Annotated in this window: 29 protein-coding genes and 2 tRNA genes; 17 read left to right on the top strand and 14 right to left on the bottom strand. The window is 64.0% G+C overall.

Annotated features, from left to right (window positions below; genetic code table 11):
• The first annotated feature begins 23 nt into the window (after positions 1–23).
• The 4 genes from dapB (at position 24) to EJ071_RS29840 (ending at position 3,895) form a co-directional block, all read left to right on the top strand.
• Entirely contained in the window at positions 24–794 is a 771-nt protein-coding gene (gene dapB, locus EJ071_RS29855) for a 4-hydroxy-tetrahydrodipicolinate reductase (protein ID WP_189521289.1), read from the top strand.
• 204 nt (positions 795–998) lie between these two features.
• Positions 999–1,985, top strand: a complete 987-nt coding sequence (locus EJ071_RS29850; protein WP_245460366.1) for an ABC transporter substrate-binding protein — start codon at positions 999–1,001, stop codon at positions 1,983–1,985.
• 166 nt (positions 1,986–2,151) lie between these two features.
• Positions 2,152–3,006 (top strand): ABC transporter ATP-binding protein, encoded by an 855-nt coding sequence (locus EJ071_RS29845; protein WP_126101055.1) that lies wholly within the window; start codon positions 2,152–2,154, stop codon positions 3,004–3,006.
• A gap of 13 nt (positions 3,007–3,019) precedes the next feature.
• On the top strand, positions 3,020–3,895 hold the full coding sequence (locus EJ071_RS29840) for an ABC transporter permease (RefSeq protein WP_126101054.1): 876 nt from the start codon (positions 3,020–3,022) through the stop codon (positions 3,893–3,895).
• Here the strand turns inward: EJ071_RS29840 and EJ071_RS29835 are convergent.
• On the bottom strand, positions 3,876–5,273 hold the full coding sequence (locus EJ071_RS29835) for a sensor histidine kinase (protein WP_126101053.1): 1,398 nt from the start codon (positions 5,271–5,273) through the stop codon (positions 3,876–3,878). The two genes, EJ071_RS29840 and EJ071_RS29835, sit on opposite strands and share 20 nt — an antisense overlap.
• Positions 5,274–5,326: 53 nt before the next feature.
• A complete protein-coding gene (locus tag EJ071_RS29830) occupies positions 5,327–5,995 on the bottom strand; it encodes a response regulator (protein ID WP_126101052.1) in 669 nt (222 codons plus the stop codon).
• Positions 5,996–6,475: 480 nt separating this feature from the next.
• On the opposite strand from EJ071_RS29830, the gene EJ071_RS29825 reads away from it, so the two are divergent.
• The 4 genes from EJ071_RS29825 (at position 6,476) to EJ071_RS29810 (ending at position 7,819) form a co-directional block, all read left to right on the top strand.
• The gene (locus EJ071_RS29825; RefSeq protein ID WP_126101051.1) at positions 6,476–6,739 is read left to right on the top strand and encodes a DUF680 domain-containing protein; all 264 of its coding nucleotides are present in this window, start codon (positions 6,476–6,478) and stop codon (positions 6,737–6,739) included.
• 66 nt (positions 6,740–6,805) lie between these two features.
• Complete coding sequence (locus EJ071_RS29820) at positions 6,806–7,012, top strand: DUF680 domain-containing protein (RefSeq protein WP_126101050.1); 207 nt, start codon at positions 6,806–6,808, stop codon at positions 7,010–7,012.
• A gap of 279 nt (positions 7,013–7,291) precedes the next feature.
• A complete protein-coding gene (locus EJ071_RS29815; RefSeq protein WP_126101049.1) occupies positions 7,292–7,537 on the top strand; it encodes a DUF680 domain-containing protein in 246 nt (81 codons plus the stop codon).
• Between the two features lie 57 nt (positions 7,538–7,594).
• Positions 7,595–7,819: a DUF680 domain-containing protein gene (locus tag EJ071_RS29810; RefSeq protein ID WP_126101048.1), complete on the top strand. Its 225-nt coding sequence runs from the start codon at positions 7,595–7,597 to the stop codon at positions 7,817–7,819.
• A gap of 379 nt (positions 7,820–8,198) precedes the next feature.
• Here the strand turns inward: EJ071_RS29810 and EJ071_RS29805 are convergent, their stop codons facing one another.
• The 5 genes from EJ071_RS29805 to purM all read right to left on the bottom strand — a co-directional run bounded on the left by EJ071_RS29805 (position 8,199) and on the right by purM (position 12,253).
• A complete protein-coding gene (locus EJ071_RS29805) occupies positions 8,199–9,137 on the bottom strand; it encodes a hypothetical protein (protein WP_126101047.1) in 939 nt (312 codons plus the stop codon).
• 451 nt (positions 9,138–9,588) lie between these two features.
• Positions 9,589–10,098: a histidine phosphatase family protein gene (locus tag EJ071_RS29800; protein ID WP_126101046.1), complete on the bottom strand. Its 510-nt coding sequence runs from the start codon at positions 10,096–10,098 to the stop codon at positions 9,589–9,591.
• A 9-nt stretch (positions 10,099–10,107) separates the two neighbouring features.
• Positions 10,108–10,440 carry a hypothetical protein gene (locus EJ071_RS29795; RefSeq protein ID WP_126101045.1) on the bottom strand — a complete coding sequence of 111 codons (333 nt, stop codon included), beginning with the start codon at positions 10,438–10,440 and terminating at the stop codon, positions 10,108–10,110.
• Between the two features lie 29 nt (positions 10,441–10,469).
• On the bottom strand, positions 10,470–11,177 hold the full coding sequence (gene purN, locus EJ071_RS29790; protein WP_126101044.1) for a phosphoribosylglycinamide formyltransferase: 708 nt from the start codon (positions 11,175–11,177) through the stop codon (positions 10,470–10,472).
• The gene (gene purM, locus EJ071_RS29785) at positions 11,174–12,253 is read right to left on the bottom strand and encodes a phosphoribosylformylglycinamidine cyclo-ligase (RefSeq protein ID WP_126101043.1); all 1,080 of its coding nucleotides are present in this window, start codon (positions 12,251–12,253) and stop codon (positions 11,174–11,176) included. Before purM ends, purN begins: the two co-directional genes overlap by 4 nt.
• A 301-nt stretch (positions 12,254–12,554) precedes the next feature.
• On the opposite strand from purM, the gene EJ071_RS29780 reads away from it, so the two are divergent.
• From EJ071_RS29780 to hdaA, 3 genes are read left to right on the top strand one after another with little or no spacing between them, the layout of a single operon-like run.
• The gene (locus tag EJ071_RS29780; protein WP_126101042.1) at positions 12,555–13,127 is read left to right on the top strand and encodes a CDP-alcohol phosphatidyltransferase family protein; all 573 of its coding nucleotides are present in this window, start codon (positions 12,555–12,557) and stop codon (positions 13,125–13,127) included.
• Entirely contained in the window at positions 13,102–14,277 is a 1,176-nt protein-coding gene (locus EJ071_RS29775) for an AI-2E family transporter (RefSeq protein ID WP_245460028.1), read from the top strand. The genes EJ071_RS29780 and EJ071_RS29775 overlap by 26 nt, the downstream gene beginning before the upstream one ends.
• A gap of 1 nt (position 14,278) precedes the next feature.
• Positions 14,279–14,983 (top strand): DnaA regulatory inactivator HdaA, encoded by a 705-nt coding sequence (gene hdaA, locus EJ071_RS29770; RefSeq protein ID WP_126101040.1) that lies wholly within the window; start codon positions 14,279–14,281, stop codon positions 14,981–14,983.
• Between the two features lie 187 nt (positions 14,984–15,170).
• On the opposite strand, the gene EJ071_RS29765 is transcribed toward hdaA, so the two are convergent.
• The 5 genes from EJ071_RS29765 to EJ071_RS40125 all read right to left on the bottom strand — a co-directional run bounded on the left by EJ071_RS29765 (position 15,171) and on the right by EJ071_RS40125 (position 18,326).
• Complete coding sequence (locus tag EJ071_RS29765; RefSeq protein ID WP_126101039.1) at positions 15,171–15,497, bottom strand: hypothetical protein; 327 nt, start codon at positions 15,495–15,497, stop codon at positions 15,171–15,173.
• A 93-nt stretch (positions 15,498–15,590) separates the two neighbouring features.
• Positions 15,591–15,842, bottom strand: a complete 252-nt coding sequence (locus tag EJ071_RS29760; RefSeq protein WP_126101038.1) for a hypothetical protein — start codon at positions 15,840–15,842, stop codon at positions 15,591–15,593.
• Between the two features lie 18 nt (positions 15,843–15,860).
• Positions 15,861–15,937: transfer RNA gene (locus EJ071_RS29755), tRNA-Pro, on the bottom strand.
• A gap of 75 nt (positions 15,938–16,012) precedes the next feature.
• The gene (locus EJ071_RS29750) at positions 16,013–17,209 is read right to left on the bottom strand and encodes an NAD(P)/FAD-dependent oxidoreductase (protein ID WP_126101037.1); all 1,197 of its coding nucleotides are present in this window, start codon (positions 17,207–17,209) and stop codon (positions 16,013–16,015) included.
• Between the two features lie 148 nt (positions 17,210–17,357).
• Positions 17,358–18,326 carry an NAD(P)H-dependent oxidoreductase gene (locus EJ071_RS40125; RefSeq protein ID WP_189521288.1) on the bottom strand — a complete coding sequence of 323 codons (969 nt, stop codon included), beginning with the start codon at positions 18,324–18,326 and terminating at the stop codon, positions 17,358–17,360.
• A 313-nt stretch (positions 18,327–18,639) separates the two neighbouring features.
• Between EJ071_RS40125 and EJ071_RS29740 the strand changes: the two genes are divergently transcribed.
• From EJ071_RS29740 to EJ071_RS29720, 5 genes are all read left to right on the top strand, one after another.
• Complete coding sequence (locus tag EJ071_RS29740) at positions 18,640–18,945, top strand: ETC complex I subunit (protein WP_126084876.1); 306 nt, start codon at positions 18,640–18,642, stop codon at positions 18,943–18,945.
• 125 nt (positions 18,946–19,070) lie between these two features.
• Positions 19,071–19,147: transfer RNA gene (locus EJ071_RS29735), tRNA-Arg, on the top strand.
• A gap of 89 nt (positions 19,148–19,236) precedes the next feature.
• Positions 19,237–19,791 carry a pyridoxal-dependent decarboxylase gene (locus tag EJ071_RS29730; protein WP_245460027.1) on the top strand — a complete coding sequence of 185 codons (555 nt, stop codon included), beginning with the start codon at positions 19,237–19,239 and terminating at the stop codon, positions 19,789–19,791.
• Between the two features lie 122 nt (positions 19,792–19,913).
• The gene (locus EJ071_RS40120; protein ID WP_126101035.1) at positions 19,914–20,495 is read left to right on the top strand and encodes a CatB-related O-acetyltransferase; all 582 of its coding nucleotides are present in this window, start codon (positions 19,914–19,916) and stop codon (positions 20,493–20,495) included.
• Complete coding sequence (locus EJ071_RS29720) at positions 20,496–21,467, top strand: glycosyltransferase (RefSeq protein WP_126101034.1); 972 nt, start codon at positions 20,496–20,498, stop codon at positions 21,465–21,467. It abuts the gene before it with no gap.
• Between the two features lie 528 nt (positions 21,468–21,995).
• On the opposite strand, the gene EJ071_RS29715 is transcribed toward EJ071_RS29720, so the two are convergent.
• Positions 21,996–22,238, bottom strand: a complete 243-nt coding sequence (locus tag EJ071_RS29715) for a DUF982 domain-containing protein (protein WP_126101033.1) — start codon at positions 22,236–22,238, stop codon at positions 21,996–21,998.
• A gap of 297 nt (positions 22,239–22,535) precedes the next feature.
• Between EJ071_RS29715 and EJ071_RS38795 the strand changes: the two genes are divergently transcribed.
• On the top strand, positions 22,536–22,700 hold the full coding sequence (locus EJ071_RS38795; protein ID WP_189521287.1) for a hypothetical protein: 165 nt from the start codon (positions 22,536–22,538) through the stop codon (positions 22,698–22,700).
• Between the two features lie 339 nt (positions 22,701–23,039).
• Here EJ071_RS38795 and EJ071_RS29705 read toward each other — a convergent pair whose 3' ends face one another.
• Positions 23,040–23,285 carry a DUF982 domain-containing protein gene (locus EJ071_RS29705; protein ID WP_059186167.1) on the bottom strand — a complete coding sequence of 82 codons (246 nt, stop codon included), beginning with the start codon at positions 23,283–23,285 and terminating at the stop codon, positions 23,040–23,042.
• Positions 23,286–23,369: the final 84 nt, after the last annotated feature.

Below are 23,369 nucleotides of genomic sequence, written 5' to 3'. Positions count from 1 at the left end.
CTCAGCTTTCGACAGGGATAGCCATGCCGCAGCTCAGGATAGCCATCGCCGGCGCGCTCGGCCGCATGGGCCGGCAGATGACTGAGACAATCGCGGCCGATCCGCGGCTCGAGCTCGTCGCCCGTTTCCACCGGCCGGGCAGGGCGGTTGAGGGGCTGGTCGAGCGGGACGAGGCGCTGGCGATTGCCGATGTCGTCATCGACTTCACCACGCCGGCAGCGTCCGCCGAACTGGCAAGAGCCTGCGCGGAGCGCGGCGGTCCGGCACTGGTCATCGGCTCGACCGGCTTCGATGCGGCTCAACTGGAAACGATCGCCGACGCTGCCGGGAAAATCGCTATCGTGCGCTCCGGCAGCTATTCGCTGGGGCTCAACCTGCTGACCGGACTGGTCGAGCAGGCAGCGCGGGCACTCGGCGGAGACGACTGCGACATCGAGATTTTCGAAGCGCATCACCGCTTCAAGGTCGACGCGCCATCCGGAACGGCGCTGATGCTGGGCGAGGCGACGGCGCGAGGACGTGGCGTCAGGCTGGACGATGTGGCGAAGCGCGCCCGCGATGGCGTCACCGGCCCGCGCGCTGCCGGCGAGATCGGCTTTGCCGTGCTGCGCGGCGGCAGCATCGTCGGCGAGCATTCCGTCAGCTTCCTCGCCGAGGGCGAGAGGCTCACGCTTTCGCATGCCGCCCGCGATCGCTCCATGTTCGCGCGCGGCGCTATTGCGGCGGCGCTCTGGGTAGCCGGACAGCCGCCCGGCGAATACGACATGCGCGACGTGCTCGGTTTTGCCGCGTGATCGGCAATTTCACCGGATTCCATTTCAACCATCTCTAAAATGGCTGAAAGCCAGCTGAAAGCTTGGGCATGCCATGACAGTTTTGTGGCGTTCGCCACGTGACCGGTGCGGGAGCGGCCGGCAAGGAGGAAATGCGGCGCAGCCTGGAGGGCGCGCCGCCCAGGAGGAGGAAGTTACGTGACCGGTTTCATCTCGAAGTGCATCTTGCGTTCGGCAGCGCTTTCGCTTGCCATCGTCGCCACGGGTGCTACGGCGGCGTCGGCTGCCGACAAGATCACCATCATCGTCGGCGGCATGGAAAAGCAGATCTATCTGCCGGCCGTGCTCACCCAGCAGCTCGGCTATTTCAAGGACGAGGGGCTCGACGTCGAGCTGGTCAACTCGCGTGCCGGCGTCGAGGCAGAGAACGAATTGCTGGCGGGCGCCGTGCAGGGCGTCGTCGGCTTCTACGACCACACCGTCGACCTGCAGTCGAAGGGCAAATACATCCAGTCGATCGTACAGTTCAGCCAGGCGCCGGGCGAGGTCGAACTGGTCTCGGCCAACCACCCGGAGATCAAGTCGCCGGCCGACTTCAAGGGCGCGACGCTCGGCGTCACCGGCCTCGGCTCCTCGACTGATTTCCTGACCCAGTATCTTGCCGTGCGCAACGGCCTGAAGCCGGGCGACTACACGCTGCTTCCGGTGGGCGCCGGCAACACCTTCATCGCCGCCGTCAAGCAGGACCAGATCCAGGCCGGCATGACCACCGAGCCGACCATCGCCAAGTTGCTGCAGACCGGCGAGGCCAAGGTATTGGTCGACATGCGCACGCCCGAGAAGACCAAGGAAGCGCTGGGCGGCGACTATCCGGCGGCGTCCTTCTATGTCCAGTCCGCCTGGATCGAGAGCCACAAGGACGAGGCGCAGAAGCTCGCCAACGCCTTCGTCAAGACGATGAAATACATCGCCAGCCATTCGGCCGAGGAGATCGCCAACCAGATGCCGAAGGACTATTACGCCGGCAACAAGGACCTCTATGTGCAGGGCCTGGCCGGCGGCAAGGCGATGTTCACGCCCGACGGCCGCATGCCCGCCGATGGTCCGGAGACGGTGCTGAAAGTTCTGTCGACCTTCTCCAAGAGCCTGCAAGGCAAGCAGATCGACCTGTCGAAGACCTACACCACGGCATTCGTCGACGCCGCCAAGTAGTGTCGCAGGACGGGTGAGGCGTTTCCGCTCCGCCTGTTGAAAAACAACCACTTGCGCCGCTGGCCTGAATCAATTCGGCAGCGGCGCCTTTCCGGATGCCGATGCATGGCAAGCCTAAGGGGCTTGAGCCGCCGGCATCCTCGCACCATCGCCACAGGAGTGTGCCATGCAGTTGCAAACCATGGCGGCCGAGAAGCTGTCTCCGGCCGCGCCGCCGGCCGATGCCGCGATCGCCATCGACGAGGTGACGTTGCGCTTCGTCACACCCGACGGTCACATGATGACGGCAATCCGCGATTTCACCATGACGGTGGCGCGCGGCGAGTTCGCCTGCGTCGTCGGGCCGACCGGCTGCGGCAAGTCGACGACGCTCAACCTCGTCACCGGCCTCTTGCGGCCGACGACCGGCAATGTCCGCGTCATGGGCAATCCCGTCACCGAGATCAGCCGCGACATCGGCTTCGTCTTCCAGGCGGATGCGCTGTTTCCGTGGCGCAGCGTCATCGACAATGTCGCGGCCGGCCCGCTCTATCGCGGCACGCCGAAGGCCGAGGCCTATGAACGGGCGCGCGACTGGATCGCCCGCGTCGGGCTTGCCCGCTTCGAGAAACACTATCCGCACCAGCTCTCGGGCGGCATGCGCAAGCGCGTGGCGCTGGCCCAGACCTTCATCAACCAGCCGAAGATCCTGCTGATGGACGAGCCGTTCAGCGCGCTCGACATGCAGACCCGCACCGCCATGCAGGACGAGCTGCTGGGTCTCTGGTCGGAGCTCAAATCCTCCGTCGTCTTCGTCACCCACGATCTTGAGGAAGCGGTGGCGCTGGCCGACAAGGTCTATGTTCTCACCGCCGGTCCCGGCACGGTGAAAAGCGTCTACCGCATCGACCTGCCGCGTCCGCGCGTCATGGCCGACATCCGCTACGATCAGAAATTCATCGAGATCGCCAAGGTGATTTGGAACGACCTGCGCGAGGAAGTGCAGCTCGGCCAGAGCCGTGGCCTGCAGACCGGCCATTGAAAGGAGACTTGCCATGACCGTCATCTCTCCAGCCTCCGACCAAGCCGTCCGCGCGACCTCGATCGTCGCTGCCGAAGCCCGGGCGAGGGCGCGGCTGCGCCGCCGCCATGCCCTGGTCATCGGACTGCGGCTCGCGATCCTGATTGTTTTCCTCGCGCTCTGGGAACTCGGCGCCGACTACAACATCATCGACCCGTTCTTCTTCTCCAGCCCCTCCGGCATCTGGGAGCAGATCTGGTCCTGGGTCACCGAGGGCACCTCGCAGGGGCCGCTCTGGCTGCAGATCTATGTGACGCTGGAGGAAACCTTCCTCGGCTTCGCCATCGGCGCCGTCGGCGGCATTGCAGCGGGCATCATCCTGGGCCGCAACAAGCTCCTGGCGGATGTCTTTTCGATTTACATCAAGATCGCCAACTCCGTGCCGCGCGTCGTGCTGGGCTCGGTCTTCATCATCGCGCTCGGCCTCGGCATGGCCTCCAAGGTGGCGCTGGCCGTCGTCATGGTGTTCTTCGTCGTCTTTGCCAACGCCTTCCAGGGCGTTCGCGAGGCCGACAGGGCGATGATCGCCAACGCCCAGATCCTCGGCGCCTCGCCCTACCAGATTACTCGCACCGTCATCATCCCGTCGGCGATGAGCTGGATCCTGGCCAGCCTTCACGTCAGCTTCGGCTTCGCGCTGGTCGGCGCCGTGGTCGGCGAGTTCCTCGGCGCCAAGCAGGGCATGGGCTTGCTGATCTCGACCGCGCAGGGCGCCTTCAACGCCAATGGCGTCTTCGCCGCCATGATCATCCTGGCGGTGATGGCGCTGGTGGTGGAGTTCATCATCACCCGCTTCGAGAACTATGTCGTCAAATGGCGGCCGGCGCCGTTCAACGAACAGGGGACCTGACTGCACCAGCTGGCCCGTCCTCGGCTGCGGCCAGCGGCAGCCGCACCTCGACCTTGAGCCCGCCGCCGGCGACGTCGCCAAGCGCGACGCTGCCGCCGGCATTCTCGACCACCTCGCGCACGATTGCCAAGCCGAGCCCGCTGCCTTCCTCGGTCGCGCCGGCAATGCGGTAGAAGCGCTCGAAGACCTGTTCCCGCTCCTCGGCGGGAATGCCGGGGCCGGTATCGGTGACCGTCAGCACGCCCTCGCGCTCGATCGCGACCAGCTTGACGGTCACCGTGCCGCCGGCCGGCGTGTAGCGCAGCGCATTGTCGACCAGGTTGACGATCATCTCGCGCAGCATCGTGCCGTCGCCGATGACCGGCACAGGGCCGGTTTCATCGAGGCCGAGGTCGATGTTGCGCTCGATCGCCTTCGGCGCATGCGTTTCCAGCACCTGGCGGGCGGCTTCGGTGAGGTCGATGCGGTCGGCGCGCGGCCGCCGGCTGCCGGGCTCGGCGCGTGACAGGGTCAAAAGCTGTTCGGCAAGCCGCGCCAGCCGGCCGGAGCTTGCCTGCAAGGCGATAAGCGCTTCCTGGCGCTGGTCGGCGGCGCTTTCGCGCAGCGCATAGCTTGCCTGCGTCGACAAGAGCGCCAGCGGCGTGCGCAACTGATGCGCGGCATTGGCGATGAAGCGGCGCTGCGCCGCCATCTGCGCTCGCACGCGCTCCATATACGCGTTGAGCGCATCGATCAGCGGCCGGATCTCGCTTTGCGCGCCGGGCACCTCGACCGGGTCCAGATCGCTGCGCTCCGGCGAGCGCACCGCATCGCGCAGCCGGATCAGCGGCGCCAGCCCACGGCGTAGGCCAAGCAGCACGAACACGCCGGCAATCGCCACCAGCGCCAACTGCTGGGCGAAGGCGCTGAACCACAGCCGCCTCACCATCGAGTGGTGGCCGGCAAGCGTGACGCCGACGGTGACCTCGATCGGCGAATCCGCGCCAGCGCCGATCACGGCATGGCTGAGCGTTGCGAGGCGCAACGGGTGATCGCGATAGGAAGCCTCGATGCTGCCGCCCTGCGGCGCCTCGGGCAGGTCGGGATAGCCGGTGAGCAGTCGGCCGTTCGCGGTCTCGACCCGGTAGTAGACGCTGTCGCGGTCGCCGGTATCGAACATCTCGATCGCCGCCGGCGGAATGGTAGCGTCGAGAACGCCGTCGGCCATCGCCACCTGTTCGGCGATCGCGCGCGCCGAGCCGACCAGCATGCGGTCGGTGACGAGGTCCGCGGTCGCCAGCGCGTTGCGCTGGCTGGTCCACAAATTGACGGTCACCAACGCGGCTAGCGGCAGCACCACCCAGGCCAGCAATTGCAGGCGGAGGCTGCTAATCCTCATGGCGCCGAAACTTCATGTCGCCCAATCTTCATGTCGCCCAATCTTCATGTCGCCTAGTCTTCATGGCGCAGCAGATAGCCGAGGCCGCGCAAGGTGGCGATCTGCACGCGCGAGCCTTCCAGCTTCTTGCGCAGGCGATGCACATAGATCTCGATGGCGCTGGGGTCGGCGTCGGTGTCGAAATCGTAGATCGCCGCCGACAGCGCCGCCTTGCTCACCGTGCGCCCGGCCTTGATCACCAATTGCTCCAGCACCGCATGCTCGCGCGGCGTCAGCGCCAGCGTCTCGCCGCCGAGCGAGAACAGCCTGGTGTTGGTGTCGAAGACGAGGTCGCCGCAGGAAATGATGGGCGCCGTCCGGTCGTTGGCGCGGCGCAGCTGCACGCGGATGCGCGCCTCCAGCTCTTCGATCTGGAAGGGTTTTGCCAGATAGTCGTCGGCGCCTTCGTTGAGGCCCTTGACCCGGCCGTCGAGACTGGCATTGGCGGTGAGCACGATCACCGGCACCGCGTTGCCGCGCGCCCTCAGCCGCTTCAGCACCTCCATGCCGCCCATGCGCGGCAGGGCAAGGTCGAGGATGATCAGCGCATGGTCGCCGGCCGCAAGCGCATGTTCGACGTCCTCGCCGTCATGGACGACGTCGACGACATAGCTCGCCTGGCGCAGCGTCTTGCTCAGCCAATCGGCCAGTTCGCGATTGTCTTCGACAAGCAGGAGCCGCATCGTTGACCGCTGTTCAGGAATGCCTTTGTCCGATGGCGACCTCGGCTCGCAAGGTACGGCTGGCGGTCCCAACGGATGCTTGAAGACAATCGATAATATCGATCTGCCGGCAAGGCAAACGCCGGCTGAGACCCAGCCGGCGACCGGTTCAAGTCCAGATTCGCTCCGCCAGAAAATCAAACCGAACGGTTCGGTTCAATTTATGTTGACGGATCGTGTAATCTGAGTGAACGGCGGTTAACCGCTGCGAGGGCCTGTGTTTCGCAGCCATCACGATAAGCTATTGATATTAAATCATAAAAATGTGGCATCTGCACTGTTCGCGCGATTTCAAGGTCGAACCGGTTGGTTCGATTTGCACATTTTCGTGATTGGAAATGGCAACCGAGCCGACCCATTTCGGGGTGGTCCGAGCGACGCGAATTTCCACTACGGCACGCCACTGGACGGACACGACTTTTGAAATCTGGAGTATCTAAAATGAACAAGATTGCTCTTACCGCCGCGGCCCTTCTCGTTGCCACGGGCAGCGCCTTTGCCGGCAGCGACCATTATGGTTCCGACAATGTCAACCAGCCGACCGCCAACCAGTCGGCCGTGGCGCAGTCCGGCGACAACATCGACCGCACTCCCACGGCTTCGATCCGCAGGCCGGTCGAGCACCGCCAAGAGTTCACCCGTGGGTTCAGGCTGACGCCCGAACAGGTCCAGCCGGAATCCGGCCAGGGCATCTGGGGCCGCTAAGGCGGCCTCGGCCCAAAGCGGCCCAATCCGATCTGACCCTCAACCTTCAAATCCGGAGTAACTGAAATGACCAAGATCGCTCTTACCACCGCCGCCCTTCTCGTCGCCACGGGTGCCGCTTTCGCCGGCTCCGACAACTACGGCTCGGCCAACGCCAACCAGCCGGCCGCTTCGGTCGACTCCTCGTATACCGCTTCGGTCAAGAAGTCGGATGCGAATGTCCAGAAGCCGCTGACCCAGGGTAGCGACCGCGACCTGTTCGGCAACCACTGAACGGTTCCGATCCTCGATAGACCTCAAAGCGGCGGGCTTGCCCCGCCGCTTTGCTTTGTAGAGCCGGCTATGGGTCGGCCTGAATCGGCCAGGCAGCAGTTCCTTCCAACCCATTGTTCAAGATGAGCTTTCGAGGCGAGGGTTCGGCCGCTGTGGCGAAGCGACCAGCGAAGAAGAGATTTCGCCCGGGAATAAAACCGGGCCGTTCCAGGTCTTGTCGGCAGCGGGGCCATCCTCCCAAGGCGCCGCCGATGAAACGACAGGACAAGGAACACTGAGATGACCAGGATCGCATTCGTCGCCGCCGCCATACTCGTCGCTGCCATGGGCAGCGCCTCTGCCGGCAGCGACCACTATGGCTCCGACGGCGCCAATCAGCCGACCGCCGGTGTCGACCATGCCTTCACCGCCTCGATCCGGAAACCGGACATGGCGCATCAGCAGGATCCGGTCGCGACCGGCTCCGGCGAGACGGTCGCCGACATGATCGCTCGGCACAACGACGAAGGCATCTGGGGCAACTGACAGCGCTCGGCCTTCCTCCAAAACTCCCATCAACACTCAACGACAGGAACTTTTGCAATGACCAGGATCGCTCTCACCACCGCAGCCATGCTTCTCGCCATCGGTTCTGCCTTTGCAGGCAGCGACCACTATGGCGCGAACAATGCCAATCAGCCGACCGCGGGCGTCGACCGCGGCCTCACCGCCTCGGTGCGCAAGCATGAGGCCGCCAAGCCGGCTAATGTCGACAGCTCGATGACGACCGGATCAGCACCGTCGCAGGCGTGGCCGGATCCGGGCTAGGGCATCTGGGGCAATTGATTTTTTCGCCTCGAGGATTTTGCTGAGCGGTGAAGCTGCCGATCTCCCCCTGGTGGGCATAGGCGCTAAGATAGCTTTGGCATGGACTGAAATTTGCGCTTTCGTGGTGGCTCACGCCAACGATATCGCAAGGCAGGGAGGTTTTGGCGCAGGGCTGCCAGGGGCGGCTGAGTAAAGATCGCTGCGATCAGGGAGGCGACGATCTGGCGGGTAGCCCGCCACAGCAGCGGGCGCCCGTCGCTCAAGGGGGAGAGACACCCAACTCCTGCGAGAGGGGTTCGGTCACAAGCGCGATGAGGAAGTGGGCAAGATCCAGGCTTTGCGATCCTTGGGTCTTTGGCGGGAGGCGCGCGCAGCCCGATCAGCTCTTCAGCGCTTGAGCGAGTCGCCCAGCGATCAGGCTACTGTGCCGGCGGGAAACCCTCCGGTCAAGCGAGGTTACAAGGATGACGAAGCCGGCCGCAATCAGCGTCTCCGGGCGAACCTTGTTGCCCTTGGCCCTGGCTTCCTTGTTGATTTTGCGCCGCGCTTCCTGTGCCGCGGCCTCGGATTTGCGCAAGGCGATCAGGCGCATCTTCACAGGCGCGCCCTTCTTGAGGCCCAGCCGGACAGGCGTTTCGAAGACCTCGTCGCGGCCGCTCTCCAGGTGGCCGATGAGATCGAACGCCTCGCCGTCGGCGTCGAGCCATCGCGCATTCTTCCACGACGCGCGCACGACAACGTCGCCGCCTTGCTCCATGACCTTTGCGATCCGCTCGGCCTGCAGATAGGCGCGGTCGCCGATGCGGATCTCGCCCGGCACCACCGGCACGCGGTCGATCAGCTCGGCCTCGCTCTGGTCGGTGATCTCGAGGAAATCGAACTGCTCGCGCTCAAGCTCGAAGGCGCAGTGCATGCGCCAAAGCCCATTGTTCTTCTTCTCATGCGCACCGGCCTTGGCAACCGCCGTCGCATCCAGGATGCGGATCAGCCGGCCCTTGGCCAAGCCTGCCTCCTCGCGCTTCAAAAGATGCCCAATCAGCTGCTGCAGCCATGGCCCTGCATTGCGCAGCCGGCCGAGCAAGGCCACGTCCGAGATATCGGCTATCCCGCTCGCCGCCGCCCAGGCCACGACGCCCCGCATGCCCACCTTGCCAAGGCAGTAAGCCAGCGTCAGGCGCAACAGATCGCACGCCGACCGGATGCCACGTGGTCGCAGGAACGCCTTCGTCTCGCGCGCACTTCCTGCGATCAACTCTTCGCCACCGAGAAGCTCAAGTGTCTCGGCCCAGCCATCATCAACAAGCGATTCGTGTGTCATCCCAGCGTAGAATCACAACCGATTCCGCGCCGCAATGCCTATCTTAGCGCCTATGCCCTGGTGGGGGAGATGTCCGGCAGGACAGAGGGGGGCGCGAAGGAACGCTGCCCGGGCAATTTCGGCTGATGGGCTGAGGGCGGAACACCGATAGGTCGGCGGGACAGCGCCCCCTCTGCCTTGCCAGGCATCTCCCCCACAGCAAGCAGGGCTGTCCGGGGAAAGTTTTTCGGTTGCGAACAGGGCCATGGAGGACTCGCATCGATTGCATTTTTCGAGCTTTGGACCCCAATCGGTGCTCCTCCTTCCGCACCTGCTGCGGCTGGCCGGCAAAAACAATGGACATCGCGCCCATCGAAGGTTGCGAAAGCGCGAGCAAAGACTCGTCTGCGTTGTGCAAAGATTTTCCCCGGACAGCCCTGCACAGCAAGGGGGAGATCAGCAGCTTCGGCGTCTATGCCAAATCCTTCGGCCTGATGAAATCCGTCAATCGCGCTCCGCCGAATTCGAGGTTCGCCCAACCGTCCTTCACCGTGAATCGCGCGAGTGCCATCGTCGGGAATTTCGCTTCGATTTTCCGGAACACACCGGCATCCGACCCGGCGCCGGCGAGCTGCAACGCGAAATTCTGCAGGCCGGGATTGTGGCCGATCACGATCAGGCTGGTGGCCTTTGCCCGCCGCACACGCGCCAGGATGGCGCCGGGCGCCGCCTCGTAGAGTTCTTCCGCGAATTCCGCCGGCACATGCTTCGGCAGTTCCTGGGAGACCAGTCGCCAGCTGTCGCGGGTGCGCAGCGCCGGCGAGACCAGCGCGAGGTCCGGCAGCCAACCGCGCCGCGAAAGCTCCCGCCCCATCAGCGGCGCCGTCTTCAGCCCGCGCGGGGCAAGAGGACGGTCGAAATCCTCAAGCTTGGGATCGTCCCAACTCGACTTGCCGTGGCGCAGGATAAGCAGTTGTCTCATCGGCATTGTTCAGGACCACGGAATCTCGGCGTTGAAATCCTTGCCATATCGACCGCCATATTCAACGCCTGTGGTGGCATCGAAGGCTGCCACCAACGTGCCGAAGACAAACAGCCCGACACGCTGTTCGTTACTGTCCCACCTAACGGCAACATCCGCTTCGGTGATTGCCCACTGGCCCGATCGGACAGGGATGGCACCTAGAACAGAGCCAGTCGTCTCGCCATCCACCCGGTGCAGGTAGAAATACGCCGTAGCGTTTTTCGCCCCGTCGATCTCCTCATATTCGAAGACGCCCGCTAGATCGCCTTTGGTGCGGACCGCGCTGTCGAAGATATCCAAGGCTTCAGATCCTGATTGGCGCCCTCGAACTACGGCGTGATCCGCGCCAACTGCTCGAGGTCGGTTTCCTCGCGCAGCGGGTCCGGCGCCATCACCACCGAGGTGGCGTTGTCGGCGTCGTCGGCGAAATGGGCAAAGACGGTGTGGCCCTTTTCCATGCGCGCCTTGCCTTCGGCGACGAGACCCAGCGCCAGCGGGTAGAGCCGGTGCTCCACCTTCAGCACTCGCGCGGCAAGCGTGTCCTCATTGTCGCCGACCATCACCGGCACGGCGGCCTGGGCGATGATCGGGCCGTCATCCATCTCGGGCGTGACGAAATGCACGGAGCAGCCATGGATGCGCACACCGGCGCGGATGGCGCGCGCATGCGTGTCCAGCCCCTTGAACGCCGGCAGCAGGGCAGGGTGGATGTTGATCATGCGCCCCTGCCATTTCTCGACCAGGCCGCGGCCGAGGATGCGCATATAACCGGCCAAAGCCACGATCTCGGCGCCGAAGCCGGCAAGCGCGGCATCGATCGCCGCGTCATAGGCGTCCTTGCTCGGATGGTCGGCGCGCTGGATGACCTTGGTGGCGATGCCGCGCGACTGCGCGATCCCGAGCCCGGCGGCGTTCGCCCGGTCGGAAATCACGCCGACGATCTCGGCCGGATAGGTCGGGTCGGACGCCGCCGCAATCAGCGCCGTCATGTTGGAGCCGCGCCCCGAGATCAGGACGACCGTGCGTTTCCTGCTCATAGGCCGATCGAGCCCCGATAGATGACGCCGGCGTCGCGGCGCGGCACGATGCGGCCGATCGGCGTCACCGTCTCGCCGGCTTCCTGCAGCACCGCCGCAACCTGCGCCGCCTGGCCGGAAGCGACGGCCAGGATCATGCCGATGCCGCAGTTGAAGGTGCGCATCATCTCTTCCGGCGCGACGCCGCCGGTCTTGGCCAGCCACGAGAACACCGGCGGCACGTCGATCGCCTCGAGGTCGAGCTCGGCCGAAAAATCCTTGGGCAGCACGCGCGGGATGTTTTCCGGAAAACCGCCGCCGGTGATGTGGGCCAGCGCCTTGATGCCATGCGTGTTGCGGATCGCCTTCAGGATCGACTTCACATAGATGCGCGTCGGCTCGAGCAGTGCTTCGGCGAGGCTCAGCTCCTCGTTGAATGGCGCCGGATCGGTCCAGCCAAGCCCGCTCGCGGCGATGATCCGGCGCACCAGCGAAAAGCCGTTGGAATGCAGCCCGGAGGAGGCGAGACCGAGCAGCACGTCGCCCTCGACGATGTCGTCGGTCGGAAGCAACTGGCCGCGCTCGGCCGCGCCCACGGCGAAGCCGGCAAGGTCGTAGTCCTTGTCGTGATACATGCCGGGCATCTCGGCCGTCTCGCCGCCGATCAGCGCGCAGCCGGCCTGCCGGCAGCCCTGCGCGATGCCGCCGACGATCGAAGCGCCCTGGTCGGGATCGAGTTTGCCGGTGGCGAAATAATCGAGGAAGAACAGCGGCTCCGCGCCCTGCACGACGATGTCGTTGACGCACATGGCGACGAGGTCGATGCCGATCGTGTCGTGCTTGCCGGAATCGATGGCGATCTTGAGCTTGGTGCCGACGCCGTCATTGGCCGCGACCAGCACCGGGTCGGTGAAGCCGGCTGCCTTCAAGTCGAACAGGCCGCCGAAGCCGCCGATCTCGCCATCGGCGCCCGGCCGGCGCGTCGCGCGCACCAGCGGCTTGATCTTCTCGACCATCAGGTTGCCGGCATCGATATCGACGCCCGCCTCGGCATAGGTGAGCCCGTTCTTGCGCTTGGCCTTATCGCCCTTGCTCATCTTCGGCTCGTCCCTGTTTCCATTGCGGGCTCTTCGCATGAATGGTTTCGGGGAGCAAGGCGCGTGAGAGCCAATCTCCCCCTTGAGGGGGAGATGTCGCCGAAGGCGACAGAGGGGGTCGCCTCGCGTGGAGCGCCAGCGCCTTACTCGACGACAGACGACATCGGCGCTCTACGTGATGCGCCCCCCTCTGGCCTGCCGGCCATCTCCCCCCACGTGGGGGAGATCAGCAGCTTCCTCCCTTGCGCGTCCCTCTCATCTCCATCATCTATTTCCAAAACACGCCACGACGGGACAAGCGGTGACCATACCCAACATGATCACGATCATGCGGCTGCTGCTGGTGCCCGCGGTGGTGCTGGCGATGCTGCAGGCGCGTTGGGACTGGGCCTTTGCCGGCTTCCTTGTCGCCGGCCTCTCCGACGGCGTCGACGGCTTCATCGCCCGCCGCTATCAGTTGTCCTCGCGGCTCGGCGCCTATCTCGACCCGATGGCGGACAAGCTTCTCCTGGTCTCGGTGTTCGTCGTCATGGGCTTTGCCGGCGAGCTGCCGCTCTGGCTTGTCGTGACCATGGTGTCGCGCGATGGACTGATCATCTGCGCCGTTCTTTTGTCCAGCGTGATGGCGCATCCGGTCGAGATGAAGCCGCTCTTCGTGTCCAAGATGAACACCGCCGTGCAGATCGCGCTGGCGGCGCTGGTGCTGGGCGAGCTTGCCTTTTCCGTCCATCTCGATCCGCTCCGCCCGGCGCTCATATTGCTGTCCGGGGTCTTGACCGTGGCTTCGGCCGCGGCCTATCTCGTGGCCTGGCTAAGGCATATGAGCGGCTATGGCGAAGGCTCCCAGAATGGCAGTTCCAAGACGGGCACCTGACAGCGAAGCCTGGACGGCCGCGGCATCGACCGCGTTGCGCCGCCAGATCGCGTTCTGGCTGATCGTCGCCGTGCTCCTGGCGCTGTTCCTCTACGTCTTCTCGGGCATCCTGCTGCCCTTCGTCGCCGGCATGGTGCTGGCCTATTTCCTCGATCCGGTCGCCGATCGACTGGAGCGGCTGGGACTTTCCCGGCTGATGGCGACGGTGGTGATCCTCATCGCCTTCATCGTCGTCGTCGTGCTCGCCTTCGTCATCCTGGTGCCGGTGCTGGCGACCCAGATGGCCGATTTCGCCCGCAAGCTGCCGGAATATCTCACGCGCCTGCAGTCGCTGATCACCAGCTTCGACCCGAAATGGCTGGAGCAGCGTTTTGGCGTCAACGCCGCCGGCCTGCGCGACGGGCTGAACTCGCTGCTCACCTCCGGCTTCAGCCTGTTGACCACGGTCTTCACCTCGATCTGGAGCTCGGGCGTGGCGCTGGTCTCGGTCGTCAGCCTCTTCGTCGTCACCCCGGTCGTCGCCTTCTACATGCTGCTCGATTGGGACCGCATGGTGGCCGTGGTCGACAGCTGGGTGCCGCGCGACTATGTCGAAACCGTCAGAGCGCTCGCCCGCGACATCAACACCGCCACAGCCGGCTTCGTACGCGGGCAGGGCACGCTCTGCCTTGTGCTCGGCGGCATGTACGCCACGGGCCTGACGCTGACCGGGCTGAACTTCGCCATCCTCATCGGCTTCTTCGCCGGGCTGATCTCCTTCATCCCTTATGTCGGCTCGCTGACAGGGCTGGTGCTTGCCGTCGGCGTCGCCTTCGTTCAATTCTGGCCCGACTGGGCGATGATCGTGGCGGTGGCCTGCGTGTTCTTCGTCGGCCAGTTCATCGAGGGCAACATCCTGCAGCCGCGGCTGGTCGGCAAAAGCGTCGGCCTGCATCCGGTCTGGCTGATGTTCGCGCTGTTCGCCTTCGGCGCGCTGTTCGGCTTCGTCGGCCTTTTGATCGCGGTGCCGGCTTCGGCGGCCATCGCGGTGCTGGTGCGCTTTGCGATTTCCCGCTATCTGGAATCGCCGCTTTACAAGGGCCATGCCACCGAGCCCACGCCGCCGCTGCCGGCGGATCGCGGCGGCGGCCATCGTTCGCCGCGTGGTTGAAATGTCCGATCATAGATCCGATCCGCCGCGCCAACTGCCGCTCGACCTAGGCCACGGCACCGGCTATTCGCGCGACGAGCTCGTCGTCTCCGGCACGAACGCTGAGGCCGCGGCGCTTGTCGACCGCTGGCCGGACTGGCCCTCGCCGGTGGTGGTGCTGGCTGGCCCTCCGGGTTCCGGCAAGACGCACCTTGCCCAGATCTGGCAGACACACGCCGGTGCGGTGGCCATCGATCCCGGCAGGATCGGCGAGCACATCGCCGGCCTTGGCGCCAGACCCGCGCTCATCGACGACATCGACAGGGGGCCAATCGACGAGCAAGGTCTGTTCCACCTGATCAACACCGTGCGCGGCGCCGGCTCCACGCTGCTTCTGACAGCGCGGCGTTTTCCCTCCGCCTGGCGCGTCGCGCTGCCCGACCTCATCTCGCGGCTGAAGGCGGCGGCGACGGTCGAGATACACGAGCCGGACGACCTGCTGCTCGCCGGCGTCATCACAAAGCTGTTCGCCGACCGCCAGGTCGAGGTCGAGCAGCATGTCGTGCAATATCTGGTGCGGCGCATCGAGCGTTCGCTGGCGACCGCGATGCGGGTCGTCGAACGCCTCGACCGCGCGGCGCTCGAACGCAAGACGCCGATCACCCGCGCTCTCGCCGCCGAAACCGTCAGCGCCATGGACGAAGGGCAGGGCGAGTTCGATATTTAGCTCCCACCTTCTTCCACAAGGAGAGAAGATCGCCGACCGTTGTCCCATTCCGGGACGATCCTGCTGGCATCCATCTTGCAACGCACGAAATGCCGGTTGATCCCGGTCCCGATCGCGTTCCAGATCGGGTTGTAGGCTCGCCGGGCTCGAGGTTGTTGGGGGCTCGCCCGGCGGGTTTACTTGCGGCTCAGCCCGTATTGCCATGGCTGGCGAGCAGGCGCAGCACCTGCACGCTCTTCGGCAGTTCGATCAGGAATTCCGCGTCGCGATCGAGATGGTGGACCTCGGTCGGACCGCCGCCGGTGAAGCGTCCCATGGCCTCGATGCTCTCCCAATAGGAGATCGTCACGAACTCCGAATAGGTCGGCGTGTCCTCGCGAAACGTCTGGACACCCAGCGCCTTTTCGATCAGCGGCTTGATGCCGACCTCGTAATTATAGGCTTCATAGGCGTCGGCCTTCTCGGGCAAGGTTCTGCCGCGCCAGATGCGCGCGATGGTCGGGGTGTCAGCCATGGCAATAAAACTTGCAAAGGCTGGGCAGGGTTCCCGGCCAAGGAATGACGTCAACGCGCAAGACCGCGGCGCAGCCGGCGGATCCGCCCATCCTCAGCCTTGCCGCAGCCGGTGCAGCTGCTGCCTCCACCACGGCTTTGGCTTGCGCGGGATGAGAACCATCTTGCCGACGCGGATAAGGGGCGACCACAGGTCGCGCGGCACCCAGGTCAGGCGCCGCCTGGCGACATCGACCGCCACGATGACATCGGTGTTGGCTGTCCAATTGTCCCGCTCGAGGATAGCGACGACCACGGCCGAACCCTTCTGGCCCGGACTGAGCTGCGCCGGCTGCGCGACCCACATGTGGCATGCTGAGAAAACTGGTCGGAGTGGCGTGATTCGAACACGCGACCCCCTGATCCCAAATCAGGTGCGCTACCAGGCTGCGCTACACTCCGACGCTCGCGGCGTATAGGGTTCCCTGGCCCGGAAGGCAACCCAAAAACGGAAGCTTCACACGCAGAAATGGCGCCTCAGCGCTTTCGCCCGGCAATCCTGCGGGCGATCGCCGCACCCTGGATGCGGGCATTGGCGAAGCAGCCGCGAATGCTCGGCCGCATACCGGTGAACCAGAGGCCCGGCAATTTCGGATCGCTGGCCGCGCTGTTGAACAGCGGCACGCCCTTGGCGTCGAGCACGCCGAGCCTGCCCACCATCGTTTCCAGTCCGGTGCGGTAGCCGGTGGCGGCAATGACGATGTCGGGCGCGATCGCCTGGCCGTTTTCGAGAACGACGCTGTCGTGCCTGAATTCCTTGACCTGCGGCACGACGATGATGCGGCCGGCCTTGATCGCATCGACCGCGCCGTCGTCGGCGGCGATCGCCGTATAGTCCGAGCCGAGGCGGCTGGCGCCGCCCGACGGGGCAGGGGGCAGTCCGAATTTCTTGAGGTCGCCGAAGACCAGCCGCTGCGTCGCCGCCATCACCGCGTCCGCCAGCCTGGCCGGCAGGCTCGCCATGACGGGCGAGAAGCGATGCACGGCGACCTTGCCGATGCGCTTGGGCAAGAGCGAAGGCCCGTTGCGCGCCGCGAGCCACATCTGCCCCGTCTCGGCGCCGGAAAGATGGTTGAGCGCGTCGAAGCCGGAATTACCGGCGCCGACCACCAGCACTTTTTTCCCGGCATAATTTCCCGCCCGGCCGAAATGCGCCGAATGGATGATCTTGCCCGAAAAATCCTTCATGCCTTTCCAGGCCGGGATGAAGGGCTGCCGGTCGCGCCCGGTGGCGATCACCACATGCCGTGCCGCGCGCCGCCCCATGCTGGTCTTGACCAGCCAGTGGTCGCCGCGGAATTCGATATCCTCGACGATGACGCCAAAGGCGATCGGCAGGCGGTGCGTCTGGGCGAAATCGTTGAAGAGGCGGATCACCGCGCTGCGGTGCGGAAAGGCAGGCGTGCCTTTCGGAAAGGAAACGCCGGGCAGCGTCGAGAGGTCGCGATGCGTGTTGAGATGCAGGTTCTCATGGCGGCGGTGCCAGGGCTCGGCCAGCCGTCCCTCACGCTCGAGGATCTCGGTGGCGATCCCGGCCTCGATCAATGCGTACGCCGCCGCCAATCCCGCCGCACCGGCACCGATCACGATTGCGCCTTCGAGGATCGCCGGCTCGCCGGTCCAATCCGACGAGATTTCCGCTTCTATGCCCATTTTTGTCTTTGTCGTCGTCATGGCGGTCAGATGCCACGACCGTGTATCCGACATATGCCGCCGACGAGGCAATAGGAATAGGCCGCGGTTGCAAAGAGCCCCGGCATTGTGTCGCGGGCTTGATTGAGCGCCTATTTGCGGGCGGGCATCACCTGAATATCAATGCGCCTTAGTGAGCCGGGTCAGCGTGGCGGTGGACCAGCTTGAAGGCGCCGTCCTCCAGCCGGAACACCTCCGTCACACGCAAGGTCATCTCGGCGGGTTGGCCGTTCTTGCCCATGCGCGCCTTCGCATGCTGCAGTCCGGTCCAGAAGGCGAGGTCGCCGCTCGCTGAGGCTTGCAGCACCTCGAGGTCGGTGCTGCCGCCTTCGTGGAAGCTCGCGGCGTCGCGCTCGTAGCGGCCGGCGACCGCGTTTGCGCCTTCGAGATGATCGCCGCGCGGCGAAAAGAAGGTGGCCGGCTCGCTATGCGTCACGATCGCCTTCAGCGATGTGGCGTTGCCATTGACATAGTCCTCGGCGATCTTCTCGCGCTGTTTCATGAAGGCGTCGAAGGACGAGCCGCCGGGCCGCACGGTTCTGATCCAGATCTCCAGGGCGCCCATGAAATTCTCCAGGAAGGCGGCGGTGTCGCCGTTCTTCACCGCGCCGTTGGCGTCGAGGAACTCGGAGACATTGCTGATATAGGCCTCCGGCTGCTGCATCACCGGCATGTCGAGGAAGACGAAGGTCTGCCGTATCGCGTGGTTGGCGCCGAAAGCGCCGAGCTTATTCGGCGTGACGCTGACGACGCCGGCGGGCAGGCCCTTGAAGACATTCTTGCCCGGCGGTCGCGAGCCGACATCGAGCGCGTTCTTCAGGCAGCCGGGAATAGAACGGTTGTATTCGGGCGTCACGAACAGCACCGCATCGCATCCCCTGATGGCGGCGCGGAACGCCGACCAGGCGGCGGGCGGCGTGTCGCCATCCAGATCCTCGTTGTACAGAGGCAGTTCGCCGATCTCGATAAAACGGCAACGCAGCGAGTCCGGCGCGCGGGCAGCCAGCGCCTTGGCGATCTTGCGGCTGAAGGACTGGACGCGCAGGCTGCCGACAAGCACGGCCAGCTGCAGGACGGGATGTTCGGTTGTCTTGGTCATGGCGCAGTGTCCGGGCTTGTTGACGAGGAATGGCGACGCTTCGCGGCACTCGGCCCGCACCGCGGGCCGAGACGAATGGCTGGAGCGGCCGGTCTGGTCGCCTGACTTTCCGTTAATGTCCGGGCCAGCGCGTGGTTCCCCCTATCGGTCATGATCGCTTGCCGGCCGTGACCGCGCGGCAAGCCATGGCCGCTTGCGGGCGGCGCCATTGCACAGTATTGACGGGTTGGCGCGCGGCCTCAGGCTCCAACCCGGCTTTTCGGACGCGCGCCGCAAAAAAGGTGCCCGGTCGTCGGGCGGCAACGAGGTGGTCATGTCCGCGCGCATTTTCAGCCCAGCCAAAACCGCGATGCAGTCCGGCAAGGCTAAGACCGGCCATTGGGTGCTGGAGTTCGATCCGGCCCAGCGCAAGAAGATCGACCCGCTGATGGGCTACACGACCTCGGGCGACATGCTGAGCCAGGTGCGGCTCACCTTCGACACGAAGGAAGAGGCGGTCGCCTACGCCGAGAAGCAGGGCATCGCCTTCCGCGTCGAGGAGCCGAAGGAGACGAAGCGCCGGCAGATTTCCTATTCGGACAATTTCCGCTATGACCGCAGGACGCCCTGGACGCACTAAGCAATTCCAGGAAAAGTGCGCAGCGGTTTTCCGTCCGGAATTGCGTAAACAAAGATCGGAGCGAACCATCCATCTTGGATAGAATGGCTCCGCATAGTGACATCAGCCGGCCCAGGCCGGCCAGCGGTCCCGTAGCTCAGCTGGATAGAGCACCGGCCTTCTAAGCCGATGGTCGCAGGTTCGAATCCTGCCGGGATCGCCATTTCGGTATCTAATTGATATCGTTGTCCAATTTTGCTTTCGTGCCCCACTAAGCGCTCTCAGCACGCCTTGATTCTATTGAGAAATCCGGTGTCTCGATGGCCCGAAGGGAATAGCATCCTCATTCAATGGCTTTATCAGCCCGCCGAATGCCGTTGCCTGCTGCACTGCCATCCCGATATCGTTCGCCAGACCATTTCGCACAGCGGCGACTATGTGCGCAGCTTTCGCGAAGACCCGGCGGAAAGCTTCGCCTTCTTCGACGAGTCGATGGAATTGTCGCGGCGCTTCCGCGCGCTGAAACTCTGGCTGTCGCTGCAGTATCACGGACGCCGCGTGTTTCGCGCCGCGATCCGGCGCGATCTCGATCACGCCATCGCGCTGGCGTGGGCTGTCGAGGCGCGCCCGGAACTGGAGCTGCTGGCGCCGGTGACGCTGAGCGCCGTCTGCTTCCGCCACCGCGCCAAGGATAATGCCGCCATCCTCAAGCGCATGGCCGCGCGCGGCCGCGTCCATCTGTCGAACGCGACGATCGGCGGCCAGTTCGCGCTGCGCGCCTGTTTCGTCAACCACCGAACGAGCGATGACGACGTGGAAGCGATCGTTCCCGAGGTGATCGCCGCCGCGGAGGGACTGAATATCTGATCCGAGGCGGAAACGCGGCGTCGCAGATCGGGGAATTGCATGCTTGAAGACGCGCGTAGTGATCGGTATGTCCGAACCAACTCGGTGAAAAATTCAGAGTGCTACAGTGCGGGGCTTTGCGAATGTCTACGCTTTCCAAATGGTTGAAGGATGTTCGCCATAAATTGCCGGAAAATGTGTCAGTCGGTCGCCACACCTACGACGTGACATGGCGAAAGATTCTGTTCGCTTCGAAGAACACCCCGCTCAGAATCGGAGCTTTCTGCTCGGTCGCCAGAGAAGTGGTTTTCTTGTGCGCCGGACAGCACCTGACTGATAGTGCGACCTCATTTCCGATCTTTAGCCGAATGCTGGATCGTCCCGACCCGATCGCAAATGGCGGTAGGCCGGGCGGCATCACCGTCGGCAACGATGTTTGGATTGGCTATGGTGCTATAATACTCCCTGGGGTCGAGATCGGCGACGGCGCGGTCATCGGCGCCGGGGCCGTGGTCACGAAAAACGTGCCGCCGTATGCGATCGTCGCCGGGTCTCCGGCGAGAGAAATCAGATACCGCTTCCCGCAGGACATCGTCTTGAAGTTGCTGGCAATCCAATGGTGGCTTTGGGACGATGACAAGATCAAAAGCGAGGCATCTCTACTCACCGGCCAAATCGAGACTTTCATCGAGAAGCATTTTACGACAAGCGCCGCAGCCAACTAAATGACGAAGTCTTGTTTCTTTCTGGCGGCGGATGCCAGGTACTTTCCTTATGCCTGTCTGGCGGCGCGCCGGATATTGGATGTTTCGCCACCGATTGACGGCTTCATCCTGCAGATGAATGTCGGCGCCGCCGATCTTGCCGCCGCGCGGCAGCTGCTCGCGGATCGCGTCAGAATAGTTGATCTTTCAGAGCTGATGCGAAGCGTGACCTTTGCCCCAGGTCACCTGAGTCTTGCCGTGTATATGCGGCTGTTCATCGATGAAATTCCCGAATTCGCTCCATACGAACGGGTTGCTTATCTTGACAGCGATGTTCTCTTCAACAGGTCGATCGTTGACTTGCTCGAGACACCGTTGGGGGCGCCGCTGCTCGCGGCCCACGATGTTCAATCATACTTTGAGCCGAAATACCGAGCGCTCCTTTCGATGGCACCAGGCGCCCCATATTTTAATTCCGGCGTTCTTTCGCTTGATCTGCCCCGGATCAGAGAGAATGGCCTATTGGCGGCGGCTCGGCATTTTGCCTCACGTGGCGTCAACGGGCTGGATCAAGGTGCGTTAAATGTCGCGTTCGAAGGCAAATGGCAAACGATGCATCCATCGTGGAATGCCATGACCAACTATAATTGGCAGGTTCCGTTCGAAAAGGCCTATGCCCGGCATTTCAGCTGGGGCAAGCCTTGGGACAAGGTGCCGCTAGGCGTCGAACTCGCTGCTCTCGATATCTATCGCGATCTGGCCAAGAACACGCCGTGGGGGGCTGCGTTCCAGCGCCGTGTTCGTTTCGAGCGCGGAGCGATGAAGCGCTTCATCCGACGCTTTGACACTGTCGGCAGTCTCCTGACCAACCGCGAACGGGTTCGCCGCCGCGCCCGTTACGATGGTGAGAAAGTACACGAAATCTTTGCCAGGCAGGCGGACGAGGGGGCAATAGCTGTTCAATTCCCGGAGGTGCTTGGCGGGTTCGGCTGATCAAAGTGCCGAATGGTTCGCGTCGGCCGGGCGCATCCTGTGGATAGTAATCTCCCGTTCACCACGACCCAATCCTCGCGTTGAACGCAGACGCCAGACTCGCCGAAAATGAAAGCGCCTGAACAACAGGCGCCCTGGAGCCCGGCGGCCGACGTTTTCATGTACCCCATGGATGCGCTCTGAACGCTCCGAGTATACGTCGGTCGCCGCTTCGCCTCATATTGGCTGAAAAATCAAGCCCGCCCCGGCGATGGGAGGCCAGAACGGGCTCGGCTTGGGTCTGGAACCCCGTAGTCAGGAGACTACGGGGTAGAAACAGGTCGGCGGCTGCAATGTTCCGAAATTTCTTGGCTCGTAGGCCGCCGAGGGCCAGGGGCAACTCGACATGATCCGGGCCGGTTTCCCCGTCCGGGATGGCGATGCGCTTCAGAGCAATTCCAGGAAAAGTGCGGAACGGTTTTCCGTCCGGAATTGCGTCAAAACAAAGAGATAGAACGGTTCGGCGTTTCCGTGAAACGGCGAACCTCTCTAGCCCAGCAGGCCGGCGGCCTTCGCCGCCTTGCGCAGGGTTTTGCGGGCTTCGACGGGACTTCTCAAGCCGTCGAGCGCATCGCGGCAGACGCGGTTTGCCGACCGCCAGGCGCGGTCGCGCGCCCGTCTTGGCCAGCGCTGGTCGAGACATTCGATTGCCTCGAAGCAGCTTGAGACCTTGTGTTGTCCGCTTGGCTCGAAATCGATCACGACCGGCTCGGAAAACCAGACGTCGTTCATCACATCCTCCGTTCGTATAGTGGTCTTTTGATCAGGCAACGGCGCCGGCAGGGCGCCCGATGGATGCAGGTCCGGGACGATTGGCGGACCCGCGCATTAACCATCCACCGCCGATAATGTTCCGAAGAATTTTTGAGATCGGCGATGCGCCGCGCGGGTCGGCTCAAGGGCCGGATTCATTGCGCCACGACACGGGCCCGGCGCGCTCAAAAAACATGTGACCAAAGTCACTGGCTGCACCGTCGCCCACGGCGATAATCAGATGCGACATGCCGTTGAAACGCGGGAAGACCTCTCATGCTGATCGCCGTGCTTACATCCGTCATGACTGCCGCCACGTTGATGGCGACCGCTTTCGGGCTCTATGAGGAGGCCCGGCAAAGCCGTTTGTACGCAGAAGCGGATCGCAAGAACCGGTTTCGGCCGGCGCGTCGGCCTCCCGTCAATTCGCGCAACCGATAGGTGCCGGTACCGCCAGGCATGCCCACTCCGCTCTACCTGGTCATGCGCGTCTTGCGGGCCGGAATCCTGCTCTCTCCGACAGTGTTCGCGGTGTCGGTGCTTTTATGGCTCTTCTATCGCTAGCTAATGCATGTCGCCCAGAAGTGTGTAGCGGTTCCGGGGCAACGACATGCATCAAAACAAAGACTTAAAGCGCGTCGCCTCAATCCGCTTCAGTGCGACGCGCTTTAATGCATGTCGCCCAGAAGTGTGTAGCGGTTCTGGGGCAACGACATGCATCAAAACAAAAACCTAAAGCGCGTCGCCTGAATCCGTTTCAGCGCGACGCGCTTTTGGAGCCTATTCGACCAGCACATGCGCCTCGCGCGCGGCGCTAATGAAAGCTTCCCTGGCATTGTCGGCCGGAACGTCGCCGCTCATCGCCCGGCGGCAGGCGCGCAGCGCCGCGCCATGCTGCGCGCTGCCGGCGTCGCGCCACTGGCCCGTCAGCAATTCCACGGCCTGCTGCGCGTTGGAAATGTGCCGGATCGAGCCTGCCACGCCGACGGCCACTTCGACCGGCCTGGAAAACCATCCCTGGATCATCGCGAAACCCCTAATGCGTTGTGAGCGCCCTGTTGTGAGCGGATGAGAAACGCGCAACTGCCCGGCAGGTTTCATCCCGATATT

Origin of the sequence: Mesorhizobium sp. M1B.F.Ca.ET.045.04.1.1 (genome assembly GCF_003952465.1) — a bacterium.
GTDB lineage: Bacteria > Pseudomonadota > Alphaproteobacteria > Rhizobiales > Rhizobiaceae > Mesorhizobium > Mesorhizobium shonense.
This window is presented reverse-complemented; position numbering and strand designations above follow the sequence as displayed.

Excerpts from the sequence above, each read along its gene's own strand:
- dapB (WP_189521289.1), top strand. The coding sequence starts at position 24 with ATGCCGCAGCTCAGGATAGCCATCGCCGGCGCGCTCGGCCGCATGGGC.
- EJ071_RS29845 (WP_126101055.1), top strand. The coding sequence starts at position 2,152 with ATGCAGTTGCAAACCATGGCGGCCGAGAAGCTGTCTCCGGCCGCGCCG.
- EJ071_RS29840 (WP_126101054.1), top strand. The coding sequence starts at position 3,020 with ATGACCGTCATCTCTCCAGCCTCCGACCAAGCCGTCCGCGCGACCTCG.
- EJ071_RS29835 (WP_126101053.1), bottom strand. The coding sequence starts at position 5,273 with ATGAGGATTAGCAGCCTCCGCCTGCAATTGCTGGCCTGGGTGGTGCTG.
- EJ071_RS29830 (WP_126101052.1), bottom strand. The coding sequence starts at position 5,995 with ATGCGGCTCCTGCTTGTCGAAGACAATCGCGAACTGGCCGATTGGCTG.
- EJ071_RS29825 (WP_126101051.1), top strand. The coding sequence starts at position 6,476 with ATGAACAAGATTGCTCTTACCGCCGCGGCCCTTCTCGTTGCCACGGGC.
- EJ071_RS29820 (WP_126101050.1), top strand. The coding sequence starts at position 6,806 with ATGACCAAGATCGCTCTTACCACCGCCGCCCTTCTCGTCGCCACGGGT.
- EJ071_RS29815 (WP_126101049.1), top strand. The coding sequence starts at position 7,292 with ATGACCAGGATCGCATTCGTCGCCGCCGCCATACTCGTCGCTGCCATG.
- EJ071_RS29810 (WP_126101048.1), top strand. The coding sequence starts at position 7,595 with ATGACCAGGATCGCTCTCACCACCGCAGCCATGCTTCTCGCCATCGGT.
- EJ071_RS29805 (WP_126101047.1), bottom strand. The coding sequence starts at position 9,137 with ATGACACACGAATCGCTTGTTGATGATGGCTGGGCCGAGACACTTGAG.
- EJ071_RS29800 (WP_126101046.1), bottom strand. The coding sequence starts at position 10,098 with ATGAGACAACTGCTTATCCTGCGCCACGGCAAGTCGAGTTGGGACGAT.
- purN (WP_126101044.1), bottom strand. The coding sequence starts at position 11,177 with ATGAGCAGGAAACGCACGGTCGTCCTGATCTCGGGGCGCGGCTCCAAC.
- purM (WP_126101043.1), bottom strand. The coding sequence starts at position 12,253 with ATGAGCAAGGGCGATAAGGCCAAGCGCAAGAACGGGCTCACCTATGCC.
- EJ071_RS29775 (WP_245460028.1), top strand. The coding sequence starts at position 13,102 with ATGGCAGTTCCAAGACGGGCACCTGACAGCGAAGCCTGGACGGCCGCG.
- hdaA (WP_126101040.1), top strand. The coding sequence starts at position 14,279 with ATGTCCGATCATAGATCCGATCCGCCGCGCCAACTGCCGCTCGACCTA.
- EJ071_RS29765 (WP_126101039.1), bottom strand. The coding sequence starts at position 15,497 with ATGGCTGACACCCCGACCATCGCGCGCATCTGGCGCGGCAGAACCTTG.
- EJ071_RS29760 (WP_126101038.1), bottom strand. The coding sequence starts at position 15,842 with ATGTGGGTCGCGCAGCCGGCGCAGCTCAGTCCGGGCCAGAAGGGTTCG.
- EJ071_RS29750 (WP_126101037.1), bottom strand. The coding sequence starts at position 17,209 with ATGACGACGACAAAGACAAAAATGGGCATAGAAGCGGAAATCTCGTCG.
- EJ071_RS40125 (WP_189521288.1), bottom strand. The coding sequence starts at position 18,326 with ATGACCAAGACAACCGAACATCCCGTCCTGCAGCTGGCCGTGCTTGTC.
- EJ071_RS29740 (WP_126084876.1), top strand. The coding sequence starts at position 18,640 with ATGTCCGCGCGCATTTTCAGCCCAGCCAAAACCGCGATGCAGTCCGGC.
- EJ071_RS40120 (WP_126101035.1), top strand. The coding sequence starts at position 19,914 with ATGTCTACGCTTTCCAAATGGTTGAAGGATGTTCGCCATAAATTGCCG.
- EJ071_RS29720 (WP_126101034.1), top strand. The coding sequence starts at position 20,496 with ATGACGAAGTCTTGTTTCTTTCTGGCGGCGGATGCCAGGTACTTTCCT.
- EJ071_RS29715 (WP_126101033.1), bottom strand. The coding sequence starts at position 22,238 with ATGAACGACGTCTGGTTTTCCGAGCCGGTCGTGATCGATTTCGAGCCA.
- EJ071_RS38795 (WP_189521287.1), top strand. The coding sequence starts at position 22,536 with ATGCTGATCGCCGTGCTTACATCCGTCATGACTGCCGCCACGTTGATG.
- EJ071_RS29705 (WP_059186167.1), bottom strand. The coding sequence starts at position 23,285 with ATGATCCAGGGATGGTTTTCCAGGCCGGTCGAAGTGGCCGTCGGCGTG.